This is a genomic window from Thalassomonas sp. M1454, from assembly GCF_007097525.1.
GTDB lineage: Bacteria > Pseudomonadota > Gammaproteobacteria > Enterobacterales > Alteromonadaceae > Thalassotalea_A.
The window spans coordinates 657,402-683,015 of record NZ_VKDD01000002.1 but is presented as its reverse complement, the minus strand read 5'-3'; the positions used below and the strand labels follow the sequence as shown (position 1 = coordinate 683,015).

Here is a 25,614-nt window from a genome sequence, read left to right as displayed (position 1 = left end):
TCATTGGTGAGATGGCTGAGTGGTCGAAAGCACCGGTCTTGAAAACCGGCATGGGTTTGTAGCCCATCTAGAGTTCAAATCTCTATCTCACCGCCATATCCTAAAAAGCCTGCTTAACTAGCAGGCTTTTTACTTTCTGTCTTGTTACTATCTCCAGGTTTTTGATACATCCCTGTAAAAACCACATAACTTTTGGGATGAATAGAACCGCAAAATCATAAATTAAGCAAGTTAACTGTTTAAAAAAACATCACTCAAGTGTTCGGTTAATTGAACATGGCCTAGTTAAAAATCAATTTTTATCATTGAAAAACACCTGTAAAGCCAGTTTTTATGCGGTTTTCGCACTTTTCTTATAAAAAAACACAAAAAGTGTGATTTTTTTCTTGATCCCACTGTATTTCTTTCTTAGTATGGATTTCGACAATAAAAACAACTTAATAAAATAAATAAATTTAAGGGACATATACAATGAACAAAAGTGAATTAATTAATAAAATCGCTGAAGGCGCTGATCTTTCTAAAGCTTCTGCTGGTCGTGCTCTAGATAGCCTAATTTCTACAGTTACTGCAGAATTAGCTAGCGGTGGTGAAGTTTCACTAGTTGGTTTTGGTACTTACAAAGTTAGCGACCGTGCAGCTCGTACTGGCCGTAACCCACAAACTGGTGCTGAGATCCAAATCAAAGCAGCTAAAGTTCCTAGCTTTAAAGCTGGTAAAGCATTAAAAGATGCTGTGAATTCTTAATCAACAGAATTTAAATGTTGAAGTAAAAAGTCGCTTTATAGCGACTTTTTTTATGCCTATAATTTATCTTATTTGTTTTCCTACTTGCTAATTAGCGTTTTATTTCATCAGGCTAATATTCTGCACAATCTCTTCATTTAACCAGTGACGTTATCTGCAATATATATTTAGTGATTAGATTTACTTACTTGGCTAATCATTAATAAAGCTCCACAGGCAATTTATATTTTATAATTTGTCATGATTAGCACATAGAATAGGCGTTAGAGCATGTTTCAAACAAAAAATGATAAAAAATAGATTTCTATTATTTTAATTATATCTGTAAAATTAGTATTAATAGTGTTTGATATAAATTACGCTTATGATTAATATTGTGAACAATAGATATGTATGTTTAACTGCTTAAACGCGCAAATTATTTTGTTTCTAGCTTTGAATATTTAATTTACAATAGCGGCAATTAATTCCACTCTTAGTTTTGATTTAAGAGTTTATATAAAAATAATAGAGCATAAAATGACTACTAACCTAAGTCCTTTACAATTAAGGCATAAGATCCGAACAGGCGAGCATTCAGGCAATACTTCCGGTTTTTGCCAAGGCTTTGTTCAATGTAATTTAGTTATGCTACCAAAGGAATGGGCGGCTGATTTTTTGAAATTTTGTCAGCTAAACCAGAAACCATGTCCTCTTATTGCAGTATCAGAAAACCCTGGTGACTATGGGCTAGGTGAGATAGCAGCTGATCTTGATTTAAGAACTGATATTCCAAGTTATCGCATATTTAAAGACGGTAAATTATCAGAAGAAGTTTCAGATATTACACATTACTGGCGTGATGATTTAGTTACCTTCGCCCTTGGTTGCTCATTTTCATTTGAAGAAAGCTTAATCGCTGACGGCCTTGAAGTTCGTAATGTTACCGAGAATGTCAACGTACCTATGTACCGTACTAATATTGCATGTAAACCAGCAGGGCCTTTTAAAGGCAATATGGTTGTTAGTATGCGTCCATTTAACCCAAGCGATGCAATTCGAGCAATTCAAATATGTACCCGTTTTCCTTCGGTTCATGGCGCTCCAATCCATTTTGGCGACCCTAAAATGATTGGTATTGATGATATAAACATTACAGACTATGGTGATGCAGTAACAATAAAAGATGGTGAGCAACCTGTTTTTTGGGCTTGTGGGGTAACGCCGCAAGTGGCTTTAGAGCAAGCAAAACCACCATTTTGTATAACACACAGTCCGGGTTGTATGTTAGTTACTGATTTACCAAATAGTAAATTAGCAGTGATGTAGTCAAAAATTAGTATTAAATTAAAGTGATAGATATGTCTTTACAATTAAATTGCGATTTAGGCGAAAGTTATGGCTCTTGGACCATGGGTCTAGATGCAGCTGTTATGCCTCATATTGACCAAGCAAATATAGCGTGTGGTTTCCATGCTGGTGACCCTTTAGTTATGCAGAAAACCTTAGCACTAGCAAAACAACACAATGTTACTGTTGGTGCTCACCCAGGATACCCAGACTTGGTAGGTTTTGGCCGTCGTTCAATGAATTGTTCGAGTGCAGAAATAATTGCTTTTATGCATTACCAAATGTCTGCAATGAGCGGTATGGCTAAAGCTCAAGGTTTAACTCTTGAGTATGTTAAGCCTCATGGCGCGTTATACAATGACATGATGGCAAATATTGAAGTGCGTAAAGCGATTATGCAAGCTATTGCCAGTTTCCCTGAGCCTTTAGTTTTAATGCTACAAGCAACCCCTGCACACAATATACATCTTGCTGAGGCTAATGAATTTAACATTAAACTTTGGTTTGAAGCCTTTGCTGACAGATGCTATGACGATGATGGCAAGTTACTAGCAAGAACTAAACCAGGAGCTGTACACTCTAAAGATAAAATGCTTGCACAAGTCTTACAACTTAAAGAGCAGGGCACTGTTACTACCGTTAGTGGTAATACTTTAGCCATTCATGCGGATTCATTATGCGTTCATGGTGATAATATTGAAGGTATTAATGCAATTGAAGCAATTAGGGACCTTATTTCATAATGAAAGTTTCTGTTGCTGGTGAAAACTCCTTTATCATTTACTTTGCTGAACAAGCGTCAAAAAATGTCTCTTTGCAGGTACAACAAGCATGTGTACTTTTAAAAGAGTCTTTGGGTAGTGTACTAATTGATTTAGTACCATCTTATGCATCTTTGCTTGTTATATACAATCCAATGCAAACTGATGGCTTCCATGTTAGACATATTATCAATTCCTCTCTATCAAATTTATCTGATGCTAATGAAAACTCAGGTAAAGTTGTTACTTTACCTGTCTATTATTCTGCTGAATCTGGCGCGGATTTAGTTGATCTAGCTAAACGAGCTAATTTAACAACTGATGAAGTAATTGATATACACCAGCAGGGTGAATACCTTGTTTATGCAATAGGATTTGCCCCAGGTTTCGCCTATTTAGGTGAAGTGGATGAGCGTATTGCTGCACCTAGATTATCATCACCAAGATTAAAAGTTCCAAAAGGTGCCGTTGCCATAGCCGACAGGCAAACAGCCATTTATCCTGCAGAATCACCTGGTGGATGGAATCTTATAGGCTCTTGTCCTATTGCAATGTTTGACCCTAAAGCAAATCCAACTATGCCAGTAGAAGTTGGCGATATTGTAAAATTTAAAGCCATAGATCGTGAGCAATATTTAGCATTAGGAGGTGAGTTATGAGCAACATAGCTAAAGCCTCTAGCAATATAGGTATGGTGGTTGAAAAACCAGGCATGCTTAGCCTGATCCAAGATTTAGGTAGATATGGGCAACATAATATCGGCTTAACCACTGGTGGTCCGCTAGATCCTCATGCATTTAAAATGGCGAATAAATTACTGCAAAATAATTTAAATGACAGTGCTATCGAGTTAACGGTAGGCGGCTTAGAGTTAACAAGCCAAGTTAATACGACAATCTGTGTTACAGGGGCCGTTATAGATTTCACCGTCAATGGCGAAAAAATGCCACAATGGCAATGTATTGCTATTAAGCAAGGCGATCTTATTTCATTTGGTTTTGCAACTTCAGGTTTAAGAGTATATATAGCGGTTAAAGGCGGTTTTAATATTGAGCCTACGTTTGGTAGTACAAGTACCGTTACTCGTGAAGGTATTGGTGGCATTAACGGCACTAAAATAGAACAAGGTCAACTGCTTAGCTGTACTCCACAAAAACAGATTCCTCACTTTAAAGCATCGCAAATCCCTAGCTATGATAGTGTGGTTAAATTACGAGTCATTTTAGGTTATCAGCAAGACGCGTTTAGCCAAGTTCAAAAGCACCAGTTTTTCTCCAGTGAGTATACAGTTTCAGAAAGCTTTGATCGTATGGGCTATAGACTAGAAGGGCCGGTAATTAAGCCAAACGTTGATGGTATCTTATCTGAAGGTATCTGTTTAGGGGCAATTCAAGTTCCTGCAAATGGCCAACCTATAGTGTTAATGAATGATCGTCAAACCATTGGTGGTTATCCCAAAATTGGTTCTGTATTTTCTCTTGATTTAGCTAAACTCGCACAATGTGGGCAAGGAGCTAAGATCTTATTCGAACAAATAACAATAGAAGATGCCCACAATTTACTTCATTTAGAGCAAGCTAATATTGAGTTAAATGCAATTGAACCTATTGAAAAATTATTAAGTTAGCGAGTATAAAGTGACAGAAAACAACATAGCTGAGCTTGAGCTTAGTAAAACAATTGAAGATTTAATGGTGGCTCGTAATCCAAGAGGCATGAAAGATGTCCAAGGTGCACTTAATACAGGGTATTATTTGCGTGCGGCACAAAAATTATTTGCAGTTTCTGGAACGGTTTTAATCGGTACGGGTTTTCCTGTTGATGATACATTTGAAACAGATGGACCAGTTGGGGCTATTGCATTGTATAATGCCTTAGAGGCCATAGGCGCTTACCCTATATTAGTTTGTGGTGACCCATTTGCATCAGCAATAAAAGATGAATATAGAGTTCATAAACTTAATGTTGGCGATTTATCAAATGCCAAGCAAGAAGCTATTGATACATTAAACTTATTAAAACCAGAAGCTGTAATATCTATTGAACGTCCTGGCCTATCTGAGCAAGGTGGTTACTTTAATATGCGCGGCGAAGATATTAGCGCACGTTGTGCTTGTTTTGATTACTTTTTAATCGAGGCAACATGTCCTACTATTGCTATCGGTGATGGTGGTAATGAAATTGGTATGGGTAATATTAAAGAAGCGATAAGTAATTTAAACATTACACCAGCTTATACTGAGTGTGATGAATTACTCATTGCAGATGTATCTAATTGGGCTGCCTATGGCATTATCGCCTTTTTAGGGCTATGGACTGAAAAAGATTTGTTAGCCCAAGTCGATTCTTTAGCTATTTTGAAGTATATATCCGAAAGAGGCAGTGTTGACGGCGTTACTCGCGAAAACACATTAACCGAAGATAGCTTACCCGTTAGTGCCGGACATGAGCTAATCCATGATTTAAGAAAATTAACCCAATTTATATAAAATTTTTAAGAGAACATTATGAGCATTGTATTTTTAAATGACGCTTTTATGCCAATGGAAGAAGCAAAAATATCACCTATGGACAGAGGTTTCTTGTTTGGTGATGGTATTTACGAAGTTATTCCTTCATACGATACAAAATTAGTTGGTTTTGGCCCTCACATCGACCGTATGCAAGAAGGTATGGACTTAATTGGTATAAAACTAGATTGGGACCATGCTAAATGGGCGCAAGTAGTAAACACTCTCATCGAAAAGAACGGTGGCGGTAATTTAGGTATTTATTTACATGTAAGTCGTGGTACCGATAGCAAACGTTTTCATGCTTACCCTGACAACGTAGCACCAACAGTTTATGCTTTTGCTTTTGAGATCCCGCCGGCAAATGTTGCTGATAAAGCAATCGCTAAGACTTATAAAGTTAACTCAACTGAAGATTTACGTTGGAAACGCTGCCACATAAAATCTACAGCTCTACTTGGTAACGTTATGCATTTCCAACATGGCTTTGCCGAAGGTTGTAATGAAACATTATTATTTAACGCTAATAATGAACTAACCGAAGCGAGTGCTTGTAACGCATACATAGTTAAAGATGGTGTTATTGCAACGCCTCCTTTAGATAATCAAATTTTACCAGGTATTACTCGACTTATTTTATTAGATATTCTTGCTAAAGATGGAAGTTTAAAAGTCGAAGAGCGTGTTGTTACTATGGATGAAGTTGAAAATGCGGATGAAATTTGGGTAACAAGTTCAAGTAAAGAAGTTGCCCCTGTTGTCGAATTTAATGGCAAACCTGTTGGTGATGGTAAAATAGGGGATGTGTGGTTAAAAGCACAAGCTCTATACAGTGCTGGTAAATACAATTACTAATGGCTAGACCAGCAAAAGCACTTATTAGCAAAAGCGCACTGCGCCACAACTTTAAAGTGGCGCAACAATTAGCTCCTAACTCTAATAATGTAGCAATAATTAAAGCCAATGCTTACGGACATGGTGCCGTTGTCGTTGCCCAGATCCTCGAGCAAGACGTTCAAGCTTTCGGCGTTGCTTGTATCGAAGAAGCACTTGAATTAAGAGTAGCCGGTATAAATAAGCCTATCTTGTTGCTTGAAGGTTTCTTTTCACAAGAAGAAGTTGCCATAGCAGACAAAATGAATTTTTGGACTATGGTGGAGAATCAACAGCAACTTGATTGGATCTTAACTGCGCAATGTAGTAATTCATTAAAGGTTTGGCTAAAAGTTGATACTGGAATGCATCGCTTAGGTGTGCAGCCTGCAGAGGTTGAAAGTTTTTATCAACAGTTGCATTCGAGCAACAATGTCGATAAAGCTATTGTTCTCACTACCCATTTTGCTAGTGCTGATGAATCTGATAGTCCAAGTACGAAAAAGCAAATAAACTTATTTACTGATATAAAACAATCTTTAAAGGCTAGTTTAAATTTAGGTGAGGACATTGTAACTAGCATGGCTAACTCAGCTGGTATTCTTGCTTGGCCACAAGCTCATTGTGATTGGAATCGACCTGGCTTTATGTTGTATGGTAATTCTCCTTTAGATCGAAATACCAGCAATGGCGATATGCTTAAGCCAGTTATGACCTTACTTTCAGAAATAATTTCTTTACGTGAGGTGAAATCAGGAGAGCAGGTTGGCTATGGTGGTAACTGGACAGCGAAAAGAGACAGTAAAATCGCTACCGTAGCTATTGGTTATGGCGATGGTTATCCAAGAATAGCTAAAAATGGTACGCCTACTTTAGTTAATGGCTCAGTAGCGCCACTTGCTGGTAGGGTATCGATGGATATGATCACCATTGATGTTACTGATATTTTTGATGTTAAAATCGGTGATGAGGTTACTTTGTGGGGCAATAGTTTACCTGTTAATGAAGTAGCTGAACATGCTAGTACTATAGGATATGAAGCATTAACACGCATGCCTTTAAGAACAAAGCGCATTATTGTCGATTAATATTTTTAGTTATTTGTGCTTTTGTCTGTTTTTTAAACAAACAAACATTTTTTTATTAAAATATGATAAAAACTTAGCTTTAGGGCTTTACAACTGCTGCTGTAGTCTTTAAAATTCGCGTCATTGGTGAGATGGCTGAGTGGTCGAAAGCACCGGTCTTGAAAACCGGCATGGGTTTGTAGCCCATCTAGAGTTCAAATCTCTATCTCACCGCCATATTCTAAAAAGCCCGCTATCTAGCGGGCTTTTTGCTATCAGATTATATGTAAATTATTAAATGGGTTTGTAGCGCTAAACCTGATGCTAGAGTTCAAATCTCTATCTAACCGACATATACAAAAAAGCCTGCTTACTAGCAGGCTTTTTGCTTTCTGTCTTGTTACTATCTCCAGGTTTTCAATACATCCTTGTAAAAACCACATAACTTCATCTGTTATTTTGTAAATTTATATTTCATTTATACTAAATTACACATAAATCTTAATTATTGGTTATATTTATATATAAGCTTGGTTGATTGAGGCATGTATGTATAGATGTAAGATATTTATATTAATATTTGTAAGTTGCTTATGCTTTAGTTGCAGCAACACCGCGCTACCACCTGTAATTGCTGAAGAAAATTACCAACCTGACGACTTAAGAGCAGACCAGTTTTTTATAACTCATCAACAATACGAATTAGTTGAACCTGATGATATTTTTGCATTAGATGAAGAGATGACTAAGTTTGTTCATGGTAAGCTTAATCGTATTAAAGATCCTTACGCTCGTTCTAAAACCCTCCTAACAAAACTCTTCAATCAGTCTGCAGGGGCTTTACAATATAATAAAGGGGCAAATTTAACAGCTATACAGGCATATCATCAAAATACAGCAAACTGTTTATCATTAACCATACTCGCTTACACTCTTGCCAATGAGGCTGGATTAACCGTTAAATTTCAACAAATTGAAATACCAGAATATTGGGTAAGAGAAGGCTCTTACAATATGCTTACCGGTCATGTAAATATGAAAATAACTGGAGATAGTAAGTCGCCGTTTCGAGTTATATGGGGTAAAAATGATTTGATTATTGATTTTGATCCCTATAGTACGCGTCATTATTTCAATAAAAAGATCATTTCAAAAGAAAGAGTTGTCGCTATGTTTTACAACAATAGGGGAGCGAATGCTATTGTTAATAAGGAGTTTGATTTGGCCTATGCCTATTTCAAAAAATCAACTCTCATTGACCCGCAATATAGTTCTGCGTGGGCTAATCTTGGTTTATTGTATAAAAATATTGGAGAGTTCCAACTTGCCGAATCGAGTTATAAATATGCGATTAGTTTAAATAGCAAAAATCATAATGCTTGGAATAATTTAGCTATTTTATATCAAACTATCGACAATAATAATCAAGCTTATGATATTTACAATTACTTAAATAAAGTTCGTTTACATAACCCGTTTTATCACGCTCTCTTAGGTGAAGAGTCGTTTTATCGTGGCGACTATGAGCAATCAATTGTTCACTATAATAAAGCTAAACAAATGAATCCTCTCGAGCACGAGTTTTATTTCGGTTTAGCTAAAGCATATTACAAACTAGGAAAGTTTAAAAAGTCTGAATCTTTTCTAGTTAAGGCTAAACAAAGAGCTCCGTTTAAGGATATTGAAGAGAAATATAGTAATAAGCTTAACTTACTTACAAGGCTTTAAATTTGTTAAACCAAATAGTGACTATTTTATTACTTGTTATTTTATTAAGTAGTCAAAGTGTTAATGCTAATTCATCGACAACATTTATCTCAGTTGAAAAATCCCTTGAACGCTTATCTTCTTTATCTTTTGACGGCAGAAAGCCTGGTTCAACAGGCCACAAAAAAGCACAGCAATATATAACAAGTGTATTTAACTCAAATAGTAAAGGTCCAACGAGCACTATCTTCCATTCATTTACTTATAAAAAGCAATTCAAAACTAAAGAAGGAACTAATTTACTATTTAAAAAAATAGGCAATATTACCCCTGATAAATTTATTGTTATTACTGCACATTATGATCATTTAGGTAAAAAAGGTAGTAATGTATATTTAGGGGCAGATGACAATGCATCTGGTACTGCTGTCTTATTAGGTTTGCAGCAATACTTTAATAATAAGCAGACTAAGCATTCAATAATCTTTGTAGCAATAGATGCAGAAGAAGATGATTTAGCTGGTAGTAGGGCTTTGTTAAAATCGGGGATTATTAACCCTAGCCAAGTTTTGCTTAACCTAAATTTAGACATGATTGCTCATGGCTATAAGCAAAAATATTTATACGTAAATAAAACATCTTCAAATCAAATATTAAAGCAAGTTTTGCAAAAGTATCATCGAATAAAAGATAATGTCGAACTTAAACAAAAAAGGTATTTAAACAATGATCGCAATAGTATTATTAAAGGACGAATAGATTTAACTAGAGCAAGTGATCATTATGAGTTTGCCAAAGTTGGCATACCGTATTTATTTATTACGGGTGATAATCACAAGTATTATCATAAACCTGAGGATAGTTTTGAAAAGATAAATTTAAAATTTTATCAGAATGTATTTGCATCAATTAAATCTATAGTAACAATAATAGATAACGAATTTTAACTAAATGTAACCGCTAATTAATACGAATAAATAACAAATTAAGTTATAATAACATTTTTATTACTTAAAAATGTTATTCCCACATTTGGGAATATAACAGTAATCATAACTGGGATATATCAATGGATAAAAAATTCATCACAGCTCAAGAGCTACTTGAAGATTCTTTTCGTGTAGCGGCACAAGTTTACGAAGATGGTTTCAGACCACAATTTATTATTGGCATTTGGCGTGGTGGAGCACCTATCGGTATCGCAGTACAAGAATATTTTGATTATAAAAAAGTAGAAACGGATCATATTGCTGTACGTACATCTTCTTATTACGGTATTAACCAGCAATCTAAAGAAATTAAAGTTCATGGTTTACACTATCTTATTGAAAATGCGAATGCTGATGACGGTTTATTAATTGTAGATGACGTTTTTGATTCTGGTCGAAGTGTTAAAGCTCTTATTGAACAGATTTCTGAGCAAATGCGTTTAAACTTACCTAAAGATATTCGTGTTGCATGTCCTTGGTATAAACCAAAAAATAATAAGGTAGATATAGTACCAGATTATTATGTTCATGACTCAGATGAGTGGTTAGTGTTCCCTCATGAATTATCTGGATTGACACCTGATGAAATCATTGCAGGCAAATCCGACTTAAAAAATATTCACGATTTATTATTTTAATCTAAATCTATCTAAATATTTATCAAAGGAGCTATTACAGCTCCTTTTTTCATAGCCATGAAATAATGCTGCGGCCTTTATACCAATCTCATTAGTTTTCTGGTCATTGAGTAGCATTTATTTAAATGGTATTACGATTAAAATATAAAGTAGGGCATAGTTATAAAACCCGATCATCAATTCATGTTACAGAAGAGAGTTGATTACCTTCTAAAGTTAATATTTGCAAAATAACTAGGCAATAAAAAAGGCCTCATATGAGACCTTTAGTTAATAGATAATAATTTATCTAATTAGAAACGGTAAGTAGCACCAATTAACGCTGTAGTACCAGAATCTTCAGTTACACCAGGTGCATCTGAAATGTCATCGCCGTAGCTTGTCGCTAATACTGCACCAATCATAGTCCAGTCAGCACTTAAGTTATAAGTACCGATAACACCTAATGATACATTAGTTGCGGCATCGATGTTAGCATCAGAATCTGCGTAGTATAAGTAATCTACAGCATCTTCAGATAGCATTTCTAATTTAGCCATTGCAGTTAAAGTCATTTGCTTGTTAGCTAAGAAAGTATATTTAGCGATGAATTCTGCTTCGCCGCCACTATCTTCTTCTGAAGCACCTAAAATAGATGCATCAATACTGAATCGACCGTTACGCCATTTTGCACGAACACCGGCAACACCGTATGCATCTACTTCATAACCTGGAATGTTACAATCGCCTTTATCACAACCTTGGCGAGAACGAGCTACTAAACCAACACGGAATGTTTTATCGTCATTTTTAAATAACCAACCACCGATCTTGTTGTACTCAAAATATACGGTATCTTTCCAGTGAACGTTAATTAATGGTGCGCCAATAGTTTCTTGGTCATCAACACCAGCCCATGTGGGCATGTTAATAGCTGCTAAACCAACCATTCCGTGGAAACCAGAAGTCCAATCATCTTTCTTTGCTTGAACTTGTTCTTCTTTTGATGGTGATGCATCAGCTGCTGCGTCTACACCAGAAAGTGCACCAGAGCCAGCAAATGCAGAACCTGAAGCTAAAAGTAATGAGGTCGCTAATAGTTTTTTCATATTTTATTTCCTTTAAGACAAATAACAGCTGTTGACTGCAAGTTAATTGTTATTGTAAAAAATGTTTGTACATTCATTATTAGTTGTAAATAACAATGATGCAAGAAAATCAGTTACAAATTACATATTTTTACAAATAAATCAGGATCTTGGAATCTATATGTAACTGAAATCACTAAATAGTTCAAAAAACAACCACTAAACCATTTACAACTAAGTTACATCAAATAAAAATAAGTTTAAAGCGCAGTTATTAATATATTAACTTTTATGATTTAAATATTTAAAGAAATGCAGATAAACCTTGCCTAAACAGAATTTTTTTTTCACAATAAAGTTATAATAAAAATACTTATTTCTAGGGATATATACGTGCAGCAAACAGTATTTGCTTGTAATGAATGCGATTATCTAATCCAAATAGAAGATATTCCATCTGGACATGTAGCTTCGTGTCCTCGTTGTCATCACCATATCCTTCATCGTAAAGTAAATTCTATTAACCGAACAGTCGCTATAAGTGCATCTGGTTTATTACTATTTTTACCGGCAACTTTTTATCCGTTAATGTCGATGAAAATACTATCGTTAGAAAGTTCGGCCAGTTTGTTCTCCGGAATGATCGCATTATGGCAAAGTGAACTTTTCCTAGTTGCATCTTTAGTCTTTATATTTTGTATTTTTACACCTTTTATTAAGTTAATGGCCGCTTTTATAATTTGTCTTGGCCTTAAGTTGAATTATCAAAAAGACTCTTGGTATAAACAATTATTACTTTTTTATCATAAAGTTGATTCTTGGGAGATGTTAGAAGTTTTTATGGTGGGGATCTTAGTTTCTATCTTTAAGCTTAACGGTATGGCCGATTTATCTTTAAACATCGGCTTGTTGTGTTTTGCAGCCTTAATGCTTTGTGTTATTGCGTTAAAAGTGACACTAGATAAACCTCTTATATGGGATAAGATAGACAATGGTTGATGAAAATATGGATGTCATCACGGCAAAAGATAAAGGTTTAGCTTTGTGTTCAGTATGCCATCTAGTCTCTAAAGTAAATGAAGAAGGGGATAGTTATTGTCCTCGCTGTGAAGAAAAACTTGAGCAAAGATTTCACAATTCACTACAACGCTGTTGGGCATGGACTATTTGTTCGACTATTGCTTTTATACCTGCAAATGCGTTTCCAATAATGACCATCTTATATTTTGGTAAGGGCCAACCAGATACCATCTTATCAGGCATTATTTTATTACTGAAATTTGGTATGTATCCTATTGCTGCAATTGTATTTATTGCAAGCTTTGTCATACCTTTAGCTAAAATTGTTGGTCTATATGTTTTGCTTTATTCTTTAAAAAAGAAAGGCAATTTGAGTAAACAAAAAAGAACCAAGTTATATCGCTTTGTTGAGTTTTTTGGCCGTTGGTCAATGCTCGATGTATTTGTTGTTGCTTTACTTGTTGCGCTGGTTGAAATCGGCTCAATAGTTGAAATTGTTGCAGGCCCAGGAGCTACCGCTTTTGGGGTAATGGTGATCTTAACCATTTTTGCTGCTGATAGTTTTGATCCACGCTTACTTTGGGACAAGGATCCTGTTGATGAACCAAGATAATAATAATGATATGCCAGTCCAACAGGCATTAGTTGAGAAAAAGTCGCCAATCTCTTCGATTTGGTTATTGCCAGTTATAGCTGCATTAATTGGCCTGTGGCTACTATTTCAAGCTTTTAATGATTCCGGTATCGACATTACTATTAGAGTTGATAGTGCCGATGGCATTACCATAGGTAAAACTGAAGTTCGCTATAAGGGTTTCCCATTGGGTGTGGTAACCGATTTAGATTTTACTGACGACCTTAACTTTGTCGATGTAACGGTTGAAATGAATCGCAATACCGATAAATATTTAACTGAAAACAGTCTGATCTGGCTAGTAAAACCTGAAATTAGCCTTTCTGGCGTATCAGGATTAGATACCGTGATTACCGGTAACTATTTTGAAATGCTACCAGAGCTTGGCAAGCAAAACGTTCGAAACTTTGTTTCTTTAAAAAAGCCACCACCGAAAGCTGAAGATTCTCCAGGTTTACACCTTACATTGCATGCAAAAGAGCTAGGCTCTGTTACCCACGGTACTAATATTTATTATAAACAAATCGTTGTCGGTGAAGTTTATGCCTATGATTTCTCAGAAGATAAAGGCCATATTGAGATTAAGCTATTAATCGAAGAAGAGTACAAAGATTTAATTAAATTAAATACCCGTTTTTGGAATGCTAGTGGTGTTGAATTAACTGGAGATTTATCTGGTTTTAAAGTTCGAACGCAATCTTTTGCTTCTATAGTTGGCGGTGGTATCGCCTTTTATACTCCCGAGCTTGGTGATACCACAACAAAAGTTCAAAACTTCACCGAGTATCCTTTGTTTGAAGGTTTTGATGAAGCGCGGGCAGGTATCAATGTAAAAATGCATTTCCCTAAAGATAGTGGCATCAGAGCTGGTATAACTAAAGTGATCTTTGAAGGTGTTGAAGTTGGCTTAGTTGAAGACTTCGTTTACGACAAAGAACGAGGCGGGGTAACAGCTGATGTAAGCTTTGATCCAAGATTAGAGCCATACCTACTTTCAGAAATGGAATTTTGGCTTGTTAAACCAAGTATTAGTTTATCAGGAATATCTAATGTAGATAGATTATTAAGTGGTTCATACATTTCATTTAGGCTTGGCGGTGGTGCCCCAGCAAGAGAGTTTGATGTACTACCGACAGCACCAGCAATTAAATTTGATCAACCAGGCCTCCACCTAAATATTGTTGCTGATAGTGTAGATTCGTTATCATTTGGAGCGCCTATATTTTATAAAAACCTACAAGTTGGTAGCGTGCAGGATCACCAGCTTACAGAAGATAAGCGTCGCTTTAATGTACATATTTTTATTGAACCGGAGTACATGGATTTAGTCAATTCAACCAGTGTATTTTATGAGCAAGGTGGCATAGAAATGTCAGGTTCAATCTTACAAACATTTTCAATTAAAACAGCACCGATGCAAGCTATGTTGGCAGGGGGCTTAGCTTTCCAAACTATTGATTTTGAAAATGGTGGAAATGTTAAAAATGGCCACACATTCCCATTAAATAGTAACTTGGAAGATGCTTTAAATACTGAGACTATCACTATTATTGCAGATGATAAATTTGACATTATTCCAGGAATCACAAAGTTATTATTAGGTGATAAACAAATAGGTTTAGTTCGTGACGTAAAGCCTTCTTCAGATTTAAAATCAGCGATTGTTACGGTTGGGTATCAAGCTGATTTTAAAGGAGTTTTCAAAGAAACAAGTAAAGTTTGGATTGTTGAACCTAAGCTTTCAAGTGGTTATGTAGCTGGTTTTAATGCACTGATTACTGGTGCTTTTTTACAAGTAAAACAAGGCAAGGGCGCTGCAAAATCATCGTTTGAGCTGCTAAGGAAAGCACCAAGAAAAATAGCTGAAGATGAAGGTTTACAACTTAGATTAAATGCCAAGCATGCCGGCTCTATTGATGTTGGTTCACCAATAACGTTTAAGAAAATGTATATCGGTGAAATTGAATCTATCGATTTTAGTGACGATAAATTAAGCATTGATGTATTTGTTACTATCGAAGAGCAATTTCGCTACTTAATTGCTGACGGTTCAAGTTTTTATCTAGCCAGTGGCTTTAAAGTCGATGCTGATATGACTGGTATGACGGTACAAACAGAAAGCATGCAAAGTATCATTCGTGGCGGTATTGCTCTAGATAATCACAGGGCAAATTTATACAAACCAGTAGATGAATTAACTACTTTTACCTTGCATGAAAGTTATCAAGACATGCTTGAAACAGGTAAAGATATCAATATCACTTTCAACCAAGTTATTGATATCAATGAAAATGCTACTGTTCAATTTAATAGCCATATCGTTGGTCATGTAAAGACTGTTAAACTTAATCCTGAGCTTACCAAAACCTTTTTAACGGTAAGTTTGAATAAAGATTATATAAATTTAGCCAAAGAAACGACTCAATTCTGGCATGTAAAACCACACGTAAGCCCAGCTAGAGTTGCAAATACGAAAGCATTTTTCACAGGTAATTATTTAGGAGTTAAACCTGGTAGTGGCAATGATAAACAAGACTTTATCGGTTTAACGTTTGAACCTGCCAAAACCACATTACCTAGTGGATTAAATTTAACATTAACAAATACAAGCCGCGGTAGTTTGCAGCCTGAGAGTCCAATTTATTACCGTCAGATAAAAGTTGGTAAAGTTTTAGGCTCGAGTTTAAACACTGATGCCGATGGCGTTTTAATATATATAAATATTGAAGAGCAATTCAAACATTTAGTAAATAGCTCAAGTAAATTTTATAATGTGAGTGGATTTAAAGTTGACGCAGGTCTTTTCTCAGGAATGAAAGTAAATACCGAATCATTAGAAACAATCTTAGCTGGTGGTATTGCTTTTGCTACACAAACTGAAAATGCTGAGTCGTTATACAACGGCGCCAAAATAAAATTAAATAATGAAGCTAAAGACGACTGGTTAAAATGGTCTCCAAAGTTAACTAAATAGATTTTAACTAAAACAATTCCAAACAAAGCTCATTAAGGTCAAATCTAATGGGCTTTTTATTTTTTTATTAAAAATAGGTAAAACACACTTCATTTAAAATTAATGAAAAATCTCGATAGCCCAATAAAATCAATACATTCAGCTTGTTAAGTATAAATAATAGGCGCTGCTACGTGAAATAAATTTATGTTTACGGGGCAATATACTAATAATTTTACGTAGCAGCGCGTTTTATTGCTGTGAAATGAAAGCTAAACATCATTTTATATTTTAAGTTATGAATTAAGTAATAATCTGAAAACTAATAAGCAATAGCTAAGTATAGATAATCGAGGGGATATCCTACTTACTAAAATGTCCGTTAATGTTAATTAGTAGACATTATGGTTTGGGGCGGTTATCATGGTTTAATCCTTAGATAGCTAGAAAACTCAATAAAAATAATAACCTGGTAAGTTTATATGTCCGATCAATTTAATGCCGAACCTTTATTTGATTCTCACCGATACTTTTTACAACTTGGTAAAAATCAATTATTCACAGATGACAACCCCAACGTTGAAATCTTTGTCGAAAACATTTGTAAAACTGTTGCTGATGCAAAGCAAGATTATAAATTTACTAAGGAGTTCTTGCAGTCTAAAGGACGTCGCAATGAAGCAACTTATAATTTATTTCGTGGCGAAACTGAAAAGTTTTTACTCTGGTCTTGGCTCATTGCCAACAAATCTGTTGTCCAACTTAAACGCCGAGATTTAGAAAGCTACATAGATTTTATACATAAGCCTCCACATAACTGGATTTCAAGTAATGTCTGCGCCCGGTTTGAAAATAAAAATGGTATTCGAGCTGTTAATGATCAATGGCGACCGTTCACGGTTAAAGTCCCTAAAGCTCAACGTCTTGATGACATAGATTACAAACAAAAAAAGCTTAACTATCAATGTTCTCAAGATACATTAAAAGCTACGTTTTCAGTGTTAAATGTATACTACGACTACTTAGTTACTGAGGATTATGCATTTGGAAATGCAATTTCATCAGTTAAAAAGGATTGCCCGTATTTAATTAAAGACAGTTCTTTTACTGAAGTTCGTCGTTTATCGTCTCTACAATGGGACTATATACTTGAATCAAGTGTAAAAATGGCAAATGAAAATCCTGATCATGAACGTACATTGTTCCTTATTGCCAGCTTAAAAACCTTGTATCTTCGTATATCCGAACTTTCAGAGCGTACAAATTGGTCGCCAGTTATGGGACATTTTTGGCAAGATAAGGATAAAAACTATTGGTTTAAAGTCTTTGGTAAAGGCTCTAAACAACGGGATGTATCAGTGCCCGACTCTTATGTTAGCTACTTAATTCGCTATCGAGCAAGTCGAGGATTGTCAGGTTATCCATTATCTAGTGAAACAGATCCATTAATTCATAAACTAAAAGGCTCTGGAGGCATGACATCTAGGCAACTTCGCCGCATTGTGCAACAAGCGTTTGATTATTCTTATGAACAAATGGTGCGTGAAGGTTTTAAAGATGAAGCGCAAACATTAAAAGAAGCAACAACTCACTGGCTAAGACATACTGGAGCTTCGATGGACATAGATTCAAGGCCATTAAAACACATGGCAGACGAACTTGGTCACGCAAGCATGGGCACAACAGATAGAGTTTACGTTCAATCTGATCACTTAGAGCGAGCTAAGTCAGGTAAGAAACGTATAATTGAAAGTAGATAAAAATTAACGAGTTACGATAATACCTTAACAGAAATCATCGTAACTCATTGTTTTTATTTCTTTTTGTAGGTATGGAAATTTGGTAATTTTAAAGCAAGAGCGGGATCTAAACGAACATCATGCCAGTTAATACGCCAATCTAAATGCGGGCCAGTTGAACGCCCTGTCGAACCTATCATGGCAACATTTTGACCTTGCTTAACATGATCGCCAACTTTAACTTTTGAGCCACTTAAGTGCAAAAATGTTGAAGTAACTCCATGGCCATGATCAATGATCAGTGTACCTCCAGAATAAAACATATCAGGTACCCATAAAGTAACGATACCTGCAGCTGGTGCTTTAACTAATGTTCCTGTAGGTCCAGCATAATCTAATCCAAAATGAGGATTTTTAGGAACACCATTATAAAATCTCTGGCTACCGTAAACTCCGGTAATACGACCTTTTGCTGGGGCTTTGAAGCCATGAGCGAAATCGATATTATCAGATGCAACCGCCCTTGCAGCCCTTATTTGTATTGAGTCTTGAGCAATACGTTTAAGAGCTTCCTCACTTGGTTGCATGATTTTTTTATCAATGCCTTCTACTTTTTGAATATTATATTCACGCTTTTTAGGCGTTAAGTATTGTGTTAAGTCTTCACCATTTTTAGCTTTAATATAAAGCTTATGCGTTTCTACATCATCACGTGAAAAACCAAAAGTGAAATAACCATGGCGAGAAAGTTTAAGTGGCGTTTCGTCATAAAACACCTGACTAGTCGGGCTCGTTTTACCAACAAGCAAGCTACCTTGAGTTACATCACCTTCAAGTTGAAAAGCAACCTTGGCATAACTAACATTAGCTACTGCAAATAATGATACCGCTGCTAATATAGTTTTTATGCTATTTCTTTTAAACACTCGCTATAGCTCCTTTACCAACACCTTCAAAAGCAACAACTTTGTAAGTGTTATTTAAATTTTCTTGTTTTAACTGCCTAGCAATATAATCTGCTAGTAATTCTACCGTTGAATCACAATCAACCACTTCTAATCTTTTGTTACGTACTGCTATATCAAATCGACCTTGAGGAGCGTAGTAAGAAAAGAATTGGTGATCGGGCTGCAATTTAGATTTCGCCTGAATTGAAAGCTCAACTTGTTCTAATTTAATACTATCAACATCGCTGGCAAGATAAATATCCTGCCATCGTTTACACCACTTTTGTTCAAGCTCAACACTGCGAATATCATTTTCAAAAATGTTTATAGTAGAGCGATGACCATGCGCTATTCTTTGACAATTACCATCATGTTTCTTTAAACCATGAGTGTAATGGTAGTAACTACCCTCAATTTTCTCTGGTCTTAAGTTTAATGTTAGCCCTTGCACGTTCTCCGGAAGCTGTTGTTTTATAACAACTTCAAGGTAACGCGTAACTGATTCTTCAGTGATTTTATCAGTATCTATCTGAGCAAATGCTTGCGCCGGAGAATGTAAATACAATTCATTGTCTGTAATGTCAAAATCGACAAAAAGATGGTTATCACGATGTGATTCAGTCACTTTTAAATCAGGGTTTTGCATAGGTAAAACTAATTTATGATCTACAGCTTCATCAATAATGGCTTTGATTTGCTTTTTAACAATACCAAAATCAAGAACCATACTTTCAGCATTTAAATCGCCAGAAAGCAATACATCAACAATCCAACTTTCACCAACGACTCCCCTGTCACTACAAAGGTAGGAGAAATCAATAACGGTTAAATCATTTACAAACAATTGCATGCTTTTCATGATAAGTCCTATTTAACTTTCCATAAAATTTGCTCGCCTGCGCGAATAGGAACAACGACATCGTTACCTAAAGGCATGGTTTCAGGTACATCCCAGCTTTCTTTGCTAAGCGTGATTGTATCTTCATGGCGTGGTAATTGGTAAAAGTCAGGGCCATTATGACTGGCAAAAGCTTCAAGCTTATCTAAAGCATTTTCTTGTTCAAATACTTCGGCATATAACTCAATTGCAGCATGCGCTGTATATGAACCAGCACAACCACAAGCATTTTCTTTATTGCCTTTAATATGTGGCGCAGAATCAGTACCTAAGAAAAACTTTGAATTACCGCTAGTAGCAGCTTTAATCAAGGCTTCTTGATGAGTGTTACGCTTTAAAATAGGTAAACAGAAGTAATGCGGACGAATACCGCCAACTAACATATGGTTACGGTTAAATAATAAGTGATGAGCTGTAATTGTAGCTGCAACGTTTTCACCTGCACTCATAACAAAGTCAACCGCATCTTTAGTAGTAATATGCTCTAGTACTATGCGTAACTTAGGAAAATCTTTAACTACAGGCGTTAAAATTCTATCGATATAAACTCTTTCACGATCAAAAATGTCAATGTCGTTGTCTGTTACTTCACCATGTAAAAGTAATGGTAAGCCTGCTTCCTGCATTGCTTCTAATACTGGGTAGATATTATTTATATCTGTTACGCCAGAGTCTGAATTAGTTGTAGCACCTGCAGGGTAAAGTTTTGCAGCGTACACTATACCAGAAGCTTTAGCTTGCTTAATATCTTCAACCGTTGTGTTGTCTGTAAGGTATAACACCATTAAAGGCTGAAATTGCTTATGAGTATTAACCGCTTGAATTCGATCATGGTAAGCCTGTGCTTGCTCGGCATTCATTACTGGAGGAACAAGGTTTGGCATAATGATGGCGCGGCCAAAATATCGGCCAATATCATTCACGGTATCTTTTAATAAATCACCGTCACGTAAATGTACATGCCAGTCATCTGGGCGAGTAATAGTTAAAGTTGTCATAATTTGCCTTTTTTTGGGTTCAATATCTTAGTTAGCTAATCGCTTTATAATGAAACTGAACCTGTAAATTTTGTCTGCGTAAAATATAACGAGATCCTACCTGTAGCTAGTCTACAAGGCAAGAATTACACTCGCTATTAGTTGAATAATCTGCAATTAATCTTCTGTTTCTTCACTTGCAAGAAGTTTCATTAATTGGTCTTTCAAATTTGGTGGCACTTTATGTATTGTTAAAGAACCTTTTACCGGGTTATAAGTAACATCTGTGCCAAAGTGCGAACGCTCAAAACTGACACTTATACCAGCACCGTATCCAGAATACTTAGTCACTTTATTAATTACCGTTTGATCATGAGGGAATGACTCTTCTATTTCATAATCATTTGCTTTACAGAAGTTAAAGAATTCTTCACCATTTTCCTCATGCGGAATTGCTTGTGATAGCTCCTTTAAGTCAACTTCTTTGCCCGTTTGTTGCTGCTCTTTACAGTAAGATAATAACTCTTTACGGGTTGTTTGTTTTTCATCGGCGTTAAGTTGATTAACACTGACAAAGTCTTCTACCGCTTGAACTAAAACTTCCGACTGCTGTTTTGGATTAACGCCTTCTTCACAATTTAAAAAATCTAAGAAAAAATCTGAAACTTTTCTACCTGCACGCCCTTTTATAAATGAGATGTAGCGGCCTGCTTCTTTGTTATCTCGATAAGCAAATAAATCGATACGAGCAGCTAATTGAACCTTAGAAGTGTCTATATGTTGGTCGGCTGAAATATTTAATTCACCATCAACAAAGTAATGCTCTGTGATTGGTAGTAACGCCACTATAAGGTATTTACCACCAAGCATTTCATAATGACAAGTAACTAAATAACCCGTTTCTGCTAACTCATATTTTTCTAATTCAGTTTTTAAGCGCATGCTTGCTTGGTTTGAAAAAGGAATGAAGTCAGCTTCATTTTGTAAATAATCTTCTAGCAAATGATCAAAAGGTTTTTCAAAACCATCCATAGGCTCTGTTTTAAAACCACCAAAGGCTTTGCTTGCTTTACTGTTATAGATGTTATGCAAAGACTCAACAAACCCTTCCATTTTAGGTGTAACTTCAATAGGTCCAGCACTTGCTTTAAGTGTTACCGTTGGGTCATTTTCTGCTTTTGAAAGGTAGTGCAGATCTATGTTGTGTATAATTAAACTCATAATAATTTGTCAGATTTTCTTATTTATTGTGGATAAGGGTTATAATAGTAATTAATGTTCAGTTTTATATTGCGCAAGCATTTGATAAACTGGCGGATAATTCATAATCGGTTAATGATAATCGTTAACCTACTTACAGGATCTTTTAATAAAATAATGCCTATTGTCTCAAAATATTCTAACGAACGTGTAGAAAAAATCATCCAAGATTTACTTGATATACTTGTTAATGAAGAAGCGTCTACAGATTTAGCACTTATGTGCTTAGGAAATACAATTTCCACCATTATAAATAATCAAGTTCCAGAAAGCCAAAGAGAAGCTATCTCGAATTCATTTGCAAGCGCTTTACAGCGTTCAATAAAAACAAAATAACATATTTGCGATAATAAATAATGGTTAGTAACGAAAATAGTTCTTATAGTAAGCGTTTATTACATCTGATCAGCTGGGGTCATTGGTTTACTTTTTTCAATATAATAGCGGCAATTTTAATCGCTATTATATTTTTAGATGCCGAAGGCGTTCCTGAAGGTGTTATAGGTAAAATTTATATGCTGACTAACTGGTTTAGTCACATGGCTTTTCTTACCTTTATTTGCTTTGTCCTTACTGTTTTCCCTTTAACACTGTTATTTCCAAGGACCAATTTTATACGAGGTGCAGCTTCAGTTATTTTCACTGCAGCCCTAACATTACTTGTACTTGATGGCTTTACCTACTCGCAGTTAGGCTATCACCTTAATATTTCATCCACTAGTCAAATAGTAAACTTGCTTAAAGAACAAATGCGCAATAACAGTATGTCATTTTCTGGGGTTGCCATATTTTCTTTTGTTGCGATATTAATTTATGAATTAGTGGTAAGTAATTATGCTTGGCGCCATTTACGCGAGCTAAAAAACAGACGTTTTCCCCGTTTTTTTGTATTTGGATTAATCGCATCTTTCTTTGTAAGCCACTTTATACATGTATGGGCGGATGCAAAACTCGAATATAACGTATTACGTCAAGACACAGTTTTGCCATACTCTTACCCTGCAACAGCTAAAACGCTTTTAACAAAATATGGCTTATTTAATCGTGATGACTATGAACAACGTAAAAATAGCCCTATTAGTTTTAATTTAGAAGTACCTAGCTATTTAGAAGTTACCGATCAATGTCAATCACAAGAAAAGCCAAAGCAATCGGTAATATTAGTACTTAATGAGAAAACTCTTAGCAATAACCAAATAAAACAATTTAAGGCTCGTTCGCAAGTAAAACCAACTCAATTTTTTAATCATATGGATAGTGCGGTTAATAAAAACGCATGGTTTAATTTGTTTTATTCCTTGCCGACTATCTATAAGCATGGAATATATAATCAAGATAAAGCTCCGGTGTTATTACAGCAATTAAATACACTTGAAATGGAAAGCTCATTGGTTAGCTTTATCGGTGATAAAGAAATTAATTCAGTACCAGGTAATATTGAGCGTTTATTTAGTGATACTCAACAACACAAAGATATCTCTGAATTTGTATTTGCCGATAAACTTAATGGTTATGCACCAGGCTTGCAAGTATTTTACTTCAGCGGTAAATCAGACTATCAGTATGAGTTATTTGTGAATGCCCTATTACTTGCTCAACAGCAAAAGCAAACTAAAGACATTATCTTCATTAGTTCAATAGGTAATCTAAGCAAAGAGAGCAGCTTCCAAAACAAGCCATCATTACTTATATGGCCACAAAGAGATGCTGAAAAAGTAACTCAGCTATCAAGTCCTATGGATATACAACCAACGCTAATGAGAGACTGGCTTAAATGTGATTTAACTTATGGCAGTTACAGTAGTGGTAAAAACCTGTACCGTTTACGTGATGATAGAATAATAGCCAATACTATGGACTCTGGTTTAATGGTCTTTAAAAAAGACAAAACAGTATTTATCGACCAGCAAGGTAATTTCGAAAGCTATTCAATACACTTAGAAACGTTAATTTCGGAAAGTTCAAACTTCCCTCTAATGATAGATGGCGTTCAATACATCAACAAATTTAGTAAAAATAACTCTACGCAAACTAAATAACCTTCCTCTAACACGACGAATTAATAGGCAATCAAGCTTTTAGGCTTATTAATTCGTTGCATTAGCAAGCAATATCTTTAACAATATCAACTCCTCTTTTGGAAACCCGTGTCGGGGTGTAGCGCAGCTTGGTAGCGCGTGCGCCTGGGGGGCGTGAGGTCACAAGTTCGAATCTTGTCATCCCGACCATTTAAACTTTACTGAAATAGCTTCTATGAACTATTTTACTTCCTTTAACTACTTCCATTACAAATCTATAGCGATAACAAAATTTACATTCCCTTCTAACACCGTTAGCTAACTTTAGTATTAAATGAGCTTGATATAAAACGTATTAATTTTAAACTAATCGATGTTTAATTCATGTCATGAAAAATATTTAGGTACCTAACTTAGCTATTCAAAATGCCATCATATTTTCCACATTATATTTGTAGCTATATCCACCCAGATACTTGCTTCATTTGTTTAAAAATCATCTTAATTAGTAATAAGATTGGCATCCTCAAAAATTAAAAAAAACACACGTAAAAACACCCTGATATTTAATTTGAAAATCAAAACAATTCTTCCTTTAAATTTAACAAATCCCAACATTAATCATATTTTAATTTCGCTAATATATTTCTAAAAACAAACCATATTTCACTTTATTTATAATGTCTAAAATATCAGCAAAGGAATCTAATAACCCCAACTAGGTGATTGACATTTTATTTGTGGATAAATTCTGTATAACGTCATAATTCTAATTGCTGAAACTCAATGTTTATAAGCTCTAAAATTAAATTGCCTTACTGTAGATAACTATAAGGTAGGTAAGTATTCACACCAATCACTATAGAGTTACCAGAGTTCACTAGTAGGTATAGCTTGGAGTTATTGGGGTGTGTTGAGTTATTTCGCATAGAGTTACCAGAGTCTAGTTGATTTTATATTGTAGGGTTGCTAGAGTTATCTAAATTTTGATTTAATTATCTTTGAGAACCATTATGCGCTTCCCTATTGTTTTATTATTTAACCCTGAATCGAGCGATTACAAAGTAACAGTACCTGATCTTCCAGGTTGTACATGCAGAGCAAAATCTATGGATGATGCTTTAAATGAGATCATTGCGGTTATAGAATCACACCTGTCATTATTAGCCGAATACGGTGAAGATATTCCAAGTGCTTCAACCTTTGAAACTCATGTTTCAAAAATGGAATATAGAGGTGGTGTTTGGGCTGTTGTTGATTTAGATATAACCCCTTTTCTTGGCAAGAGTCATAAAATAAACGTTACCCTACCAGAGCTGTTAATAAAGAAAATTGATGACGCGGTAGCAATAGATGCCAACCATAAAACACGCTCGGGATTTTTAGCTTTAGCTGCTATTAATGAGTTAAATAAAAGCAAAACAGTAGAACATCACTAATTAACTATTGGTATAATTGGGCGGTTAACTTTTTATAGAAG

23 protein-coding genes and 3 tRNA genes are annotated in these 25,614 nt (G+C 35.3%); 21 read left to right on the top strand and 5 right to left on the bottom strand.

Annotation, left to right across the window (positions count from 1 at the left end):
- Nucleotides 1-5: 5 nt before the first annotated feature.
- The 13 genes from FNN08_RS05035 to FNN08_RS04975 all read left to right on the top strand — a co-directional run bounded on the left by FNN08_RS05035 (nucleotide 6) and on the right by FNN08_RS04975 (nucleotide 10,621).
- Nucleotides 6-96: transfer RNA gene (locus tag FNN08_RS05035), tRNA-Ser, on the top strand.
- Nucleotides 97-471: 375 nt separating this feature from the next.
- A complete protein-coding gene (locus tag FNN08_RS05030) occupies nucleotides 472-747 on the top strand; it encodes an HU family DNA-binding protein (RefSeq protein ID WP_143583638.1) in 276 nt (91 codons plus the stop codon).
- Nucleotides 748-1,266: 519 nt separating this feature from the next.
- The gene (locus tag FNN08_RS05025; RefSeq protein WP_143583637.1) at nucleotides 1,267-2,055 is read left to right on the top strand and encodes a putative hydro-lyase; all 789 of its coding nucleotides are present in this window, start codon (nucleotides 1,267-1,269) and stop codon (nucleotides 2,053-2,055) included.
- A gap of 32 nt (nucleotides 2,056-2,087) precedes the next feature.
- Nucleotides 2,088-2,819 carry a 5-oxoprolinase subunit PxpA gene (locus FNN08_RS05020; protein WP_143583636.1) on the top strand — a complete coding sequence of 244 codons (732 nt, stop codon included), beginning with the start codon at nucleotides 2,088-2,090 and terminating at the stop codon, nucleotides 2,817-2,819.
- Nucleotides 2,819-3,496, top strand: a complete 678-nt coding sequence (gene pxpB / locus FNN08_RS05015) for a 5-oxoprolinase subunit PxpB (protein WP_143583635.1) — start codon at nucleotides 2,819-2,821, stop codon at nucleotides 3,494-3,496. Before FNN08_RS05020 ends, pxpB begins: the two co-directional genes overlap by 1 nt.
- Nucleotides 3,493-4,464, top strand: coding sequence for a biotin-dependent carboxyltransferase family protein (locus tag FNN08_RS05010; protein WP_221931768.1), 972 nt, complete (start codon nucleotides 3,493-3,495; stop codon nucleotides 4,462-4,464). Before pxpB ends, FNN08_RS05010 begins: the two co-directional genes overlap by 4 nt.
- 10 nt (nucleotides 4,465-4,474) lie before the next feature.
- Complete coding sequence (locus tag FNN08_RS05005) at nucleotides 4,475-5,326, top strand: DUF4392 domain-containing protein (RefSeq protein ID WP_260679267.1); 852 nt, start codon at nucleotides 4,475-4,477, stop codon at nucleotides 5,324-5,326.
- An 18-nt stretch (nucleotides 5,327-5,344) separates the two neighbouring features.
- Entirely contained in the window at nucleotides 5,345-6,202 is an 858-nt protein-coding gene (locus tag FNN08_RS05000) for an aminotransferase class IV (protein ID WP_143583634.1), read from the top strand.
- Nucleotides 6,202-7,308 carry an alanine racemase gene (gene alr, locus FNN08_RS04995; RefSeq protein WP_143583633.1) on the top strand — a complete coding sequence of 369 codons (1,107 nt, stop codon included), beginning with the start codon at nucleotides 6,202-6,204 and terminating at the stop codon, nucleotides 7,306-7,308. The genes FNN08_RS05000 and alr overlap by 1 nt, the downstream gene beginning before the upstream one ends.
- A gap of 125 nt (nucleotides 7,309-7,433) precedes the next feature.
- Nucleotides 7,434-7,524: transfer RNA gene (locus tag FNN08_RS04990), tRNA-Ser, on the top strand.
- Nucleotides 7,525-7,836: 312 nt separating this feature from the next.
- On the top strand, nucleotides 7,837-9,015 hold the full coding sequence (locus tag FNN08_RS04985; protein WP_143583632.1) for a tetratricopeptide repeat protein: 1,179 nt from the start codon (nucleotides 7,837-7,839) through the stop codon (nucleotides 9,013-9,015).
- Between the two features lie 17 nt (nucleotides 9,016-9,032).
- Nucleotides 9,033-9,941 carry a M28 family peptidase gene (locus FNN08_RS04980; RefSeq protein WP_185962567.1) on the top strand — a complete coding sequence of 303 codons (909 nt, stop codon included), beginning with the start codon at nucleotides 9,033-9,035 and terminating at the stop codon, nucleotides 9,939-9,941.
- Between the two features lie 122 nt (nucleotides 9,942-10,063).
- The gene (locus FNN08_RS04975) at nucleotides 10,064-10,621 is read left to right on the top strand and encodes a phosphoribosyltransferase (RefSeq protein WP_143583630.1); all 558 of its coding nucleotides are present in this window, start codon (nucleotides 10,064-10,066) and stop codon (nucleotides 10,619-10,621) included.
- Nucleotides 10,622-10,914: 293 nt separating this feature from the next.
- Here the strand turns inward: FNN08_RS04975 and FNN08_RS04970 are convergent, their stop codons facing one another.
- The gene (locus FNN08_RS04970) at nucleotides 10,915-11,709 is read right to left on the bottom strand and encodes a MipA/OmpV family protein (protein ID WP_143583629.1); all 795 of its coding nucleotides are present in this window, start codon (nucleotides 11,707-11,709) and stop codon (nucleotides 10,915-10,917) included.
- 372 nt (nucleotides 11,710-12,081) lie between these two features.
- Between FNN08_RS04970 and FNN08_RS04965 the strand changes: the two genes are divergently transcribed.
- The 4 genes from FNN08_RS04965 (at nucleotide 12,082) to FNN08_RS04950 (ending at nucleotide 18,055) form a co-directional block, all read left to right on the top strand.
- Nucleotides 12,082-12,687, top strand: coding sequence for a paraquat-inducible protein A (locus tag FNN08_RS04965; protein WP_185962566.1), 606 nt, complete (start codon nucleotides 12,082-12,084; stop codon nucleotides 12,685-12,687).
- A complete protein-coding gene (locus tag FNN08_RS04960; protein ID WP_221931767.1) occupies nucleotides 12,680-13,321 on the top strand; it encodes a paraquat-inducible protein A in 642 nt (213 codons plus the stop codon). The genes FNN08_RS04965 and FNN08_RS04960 overlap by 8 nt, the downstream gene beginning before the upstream one ends.
- On the top strand, nucleotides 13,308-16,316 hold the full coding sequence (locus FNN08_RS04955) for a PqiB family protein (protein ID WP_143583627.1): 3,009 nt from the start codon (nucleotides 13,308-13,310) through the stop codon (nucleotides 16,314-16,316). The genes FNN08_RS04960 and FNN08_RS04955 overlap by 14 nt, the downstream gene beginning before the upstream one ends.
- A gap of 461 nt (nucleotides 16,317-16,777) precedes the next feature.
- Entirely contained in the window at nucleotides 16,778-18,055 is a 1,278-nt protein-coding gene (locus FNN08_RS04950; RefSeq protein WP_143583626.1) for a tyrosine-type recombinase/integrase, read from the top strand.
- 53 nt (nucleotides 18,056-18,108) lie between these two features.
- On the opposite strand, the gene FNN08_RS04945 is transcribed toward FNN08_RS04950, so the two are convergent.
- The 4 genes from FNN08_RS04945 to yejK form a co-directional block, all read right to left on the bottom strand.
- Entirely contained in the window at nucleotides 18,109-18,960 is an 852-nt protein-coding gene (locus FNN08_RS04945) for a M23 family metallopeptidase (protein WP_221931766.1), read from the bottom strand.
- Nucleotides 18,953-19,831 carry a 6-carboxytetrahydropterin synthase gene (locus FNN08_RS04940; RefSeq protein ID WP_143584571.1) on the bottom strand — a complete coding sequence of 293 codons (879 nt, stop codon included), beginning with the start codon at nucleotides 19,829-19,831 and terminating at the stop codon, nucleotides 18,953-18,955. The genes FNN08_RS04945 and FNN08_RS04940 overlap by 8 nt, the downstream gene beginning before the upstream one ends.
- A 17-nt stretch (nucleotides 19,832-19,848) precedes the next feature.
- Nucleotides 19,849-20,877, bottom strand: coding sequence for a dihydroorotase (gene pyrC, locus FNN08_RS04935; RefSeq protein ID WP_143583625.1), 1,029 nt, complete (start codon nucleotides 20,875-20,877; stop codon nucleotides 19,849-19,851).
- Between the two features lie 156 nt (nucleotides 20,878-21,033).
- The gene (yejK, locus tag FNN08_RS04930) at nucleotides 21,034-22,077 is read right to left on the bottom strand and encodes a nucleoid-associated protein YejK (protein ID WP_143583624.1); all 1,044 of its coding nucleotides are present in this window, start codon (nucleotides 22,075-22,077) and stop codon (nucleotides 21,034-21,036) included.
- Between the two features lie 156 nt (nucleotides 22,078-22,233).
- On the opposite strand from yejK, the gene FNN08_RS04925 reads away from it, so the two are divergent.
- From FNN08_RS04925 to FNN08_RS04910, 4 genes are all read left to right on the top strand, one after another.
- A complete protein-coding gene (locus FNN08_RS04925) occupies nucleotides 22,234-22,452 on the top strand; it encodes a DUF1414 domain-containing protein (RefSeq protein ID WP_143583623.1) in 219 nt (72 codons plus the stop codon).
- 20 nt (nucleotides 22,453-22,472) lie between these two features.
- Nucleotides 22,473-24,155, top strand: a complete 1,683-nt coding sequence (locus FNN08_RS04920; protein ID WP_143583622.1) for a DUF3413 domain-containing protein — start codon at nucleotides 22,473-22,475, stop codon at nucleotides 24,153-24,155.
- 112 nt (nucleotides 24,156-24,267) lie between these two features.
- Nucleotides 24,268-24,344: transfer RNA gene (locus FNN08_RS04915), tRNA-Pro, on the top strand.
- A gap of 803 nt (nucleotides 24,345-25,147) precedes the next feature.
- Nucleotides 25,148-25,573 (top strand): type II toxin-antitoxin system HicB family antitoxin, encoded by a 426-nt coding sequence (locus FNN08_RS04910; protein WP_143583621.1) that lies wholly within the window; start codon nucleotides 25,148-25,150, stop codon nucleotides 25,571-25,573.
- The last annotated feature ends 41 nt before the right edge of the window (nucleotides 25,574-25,614 follow it).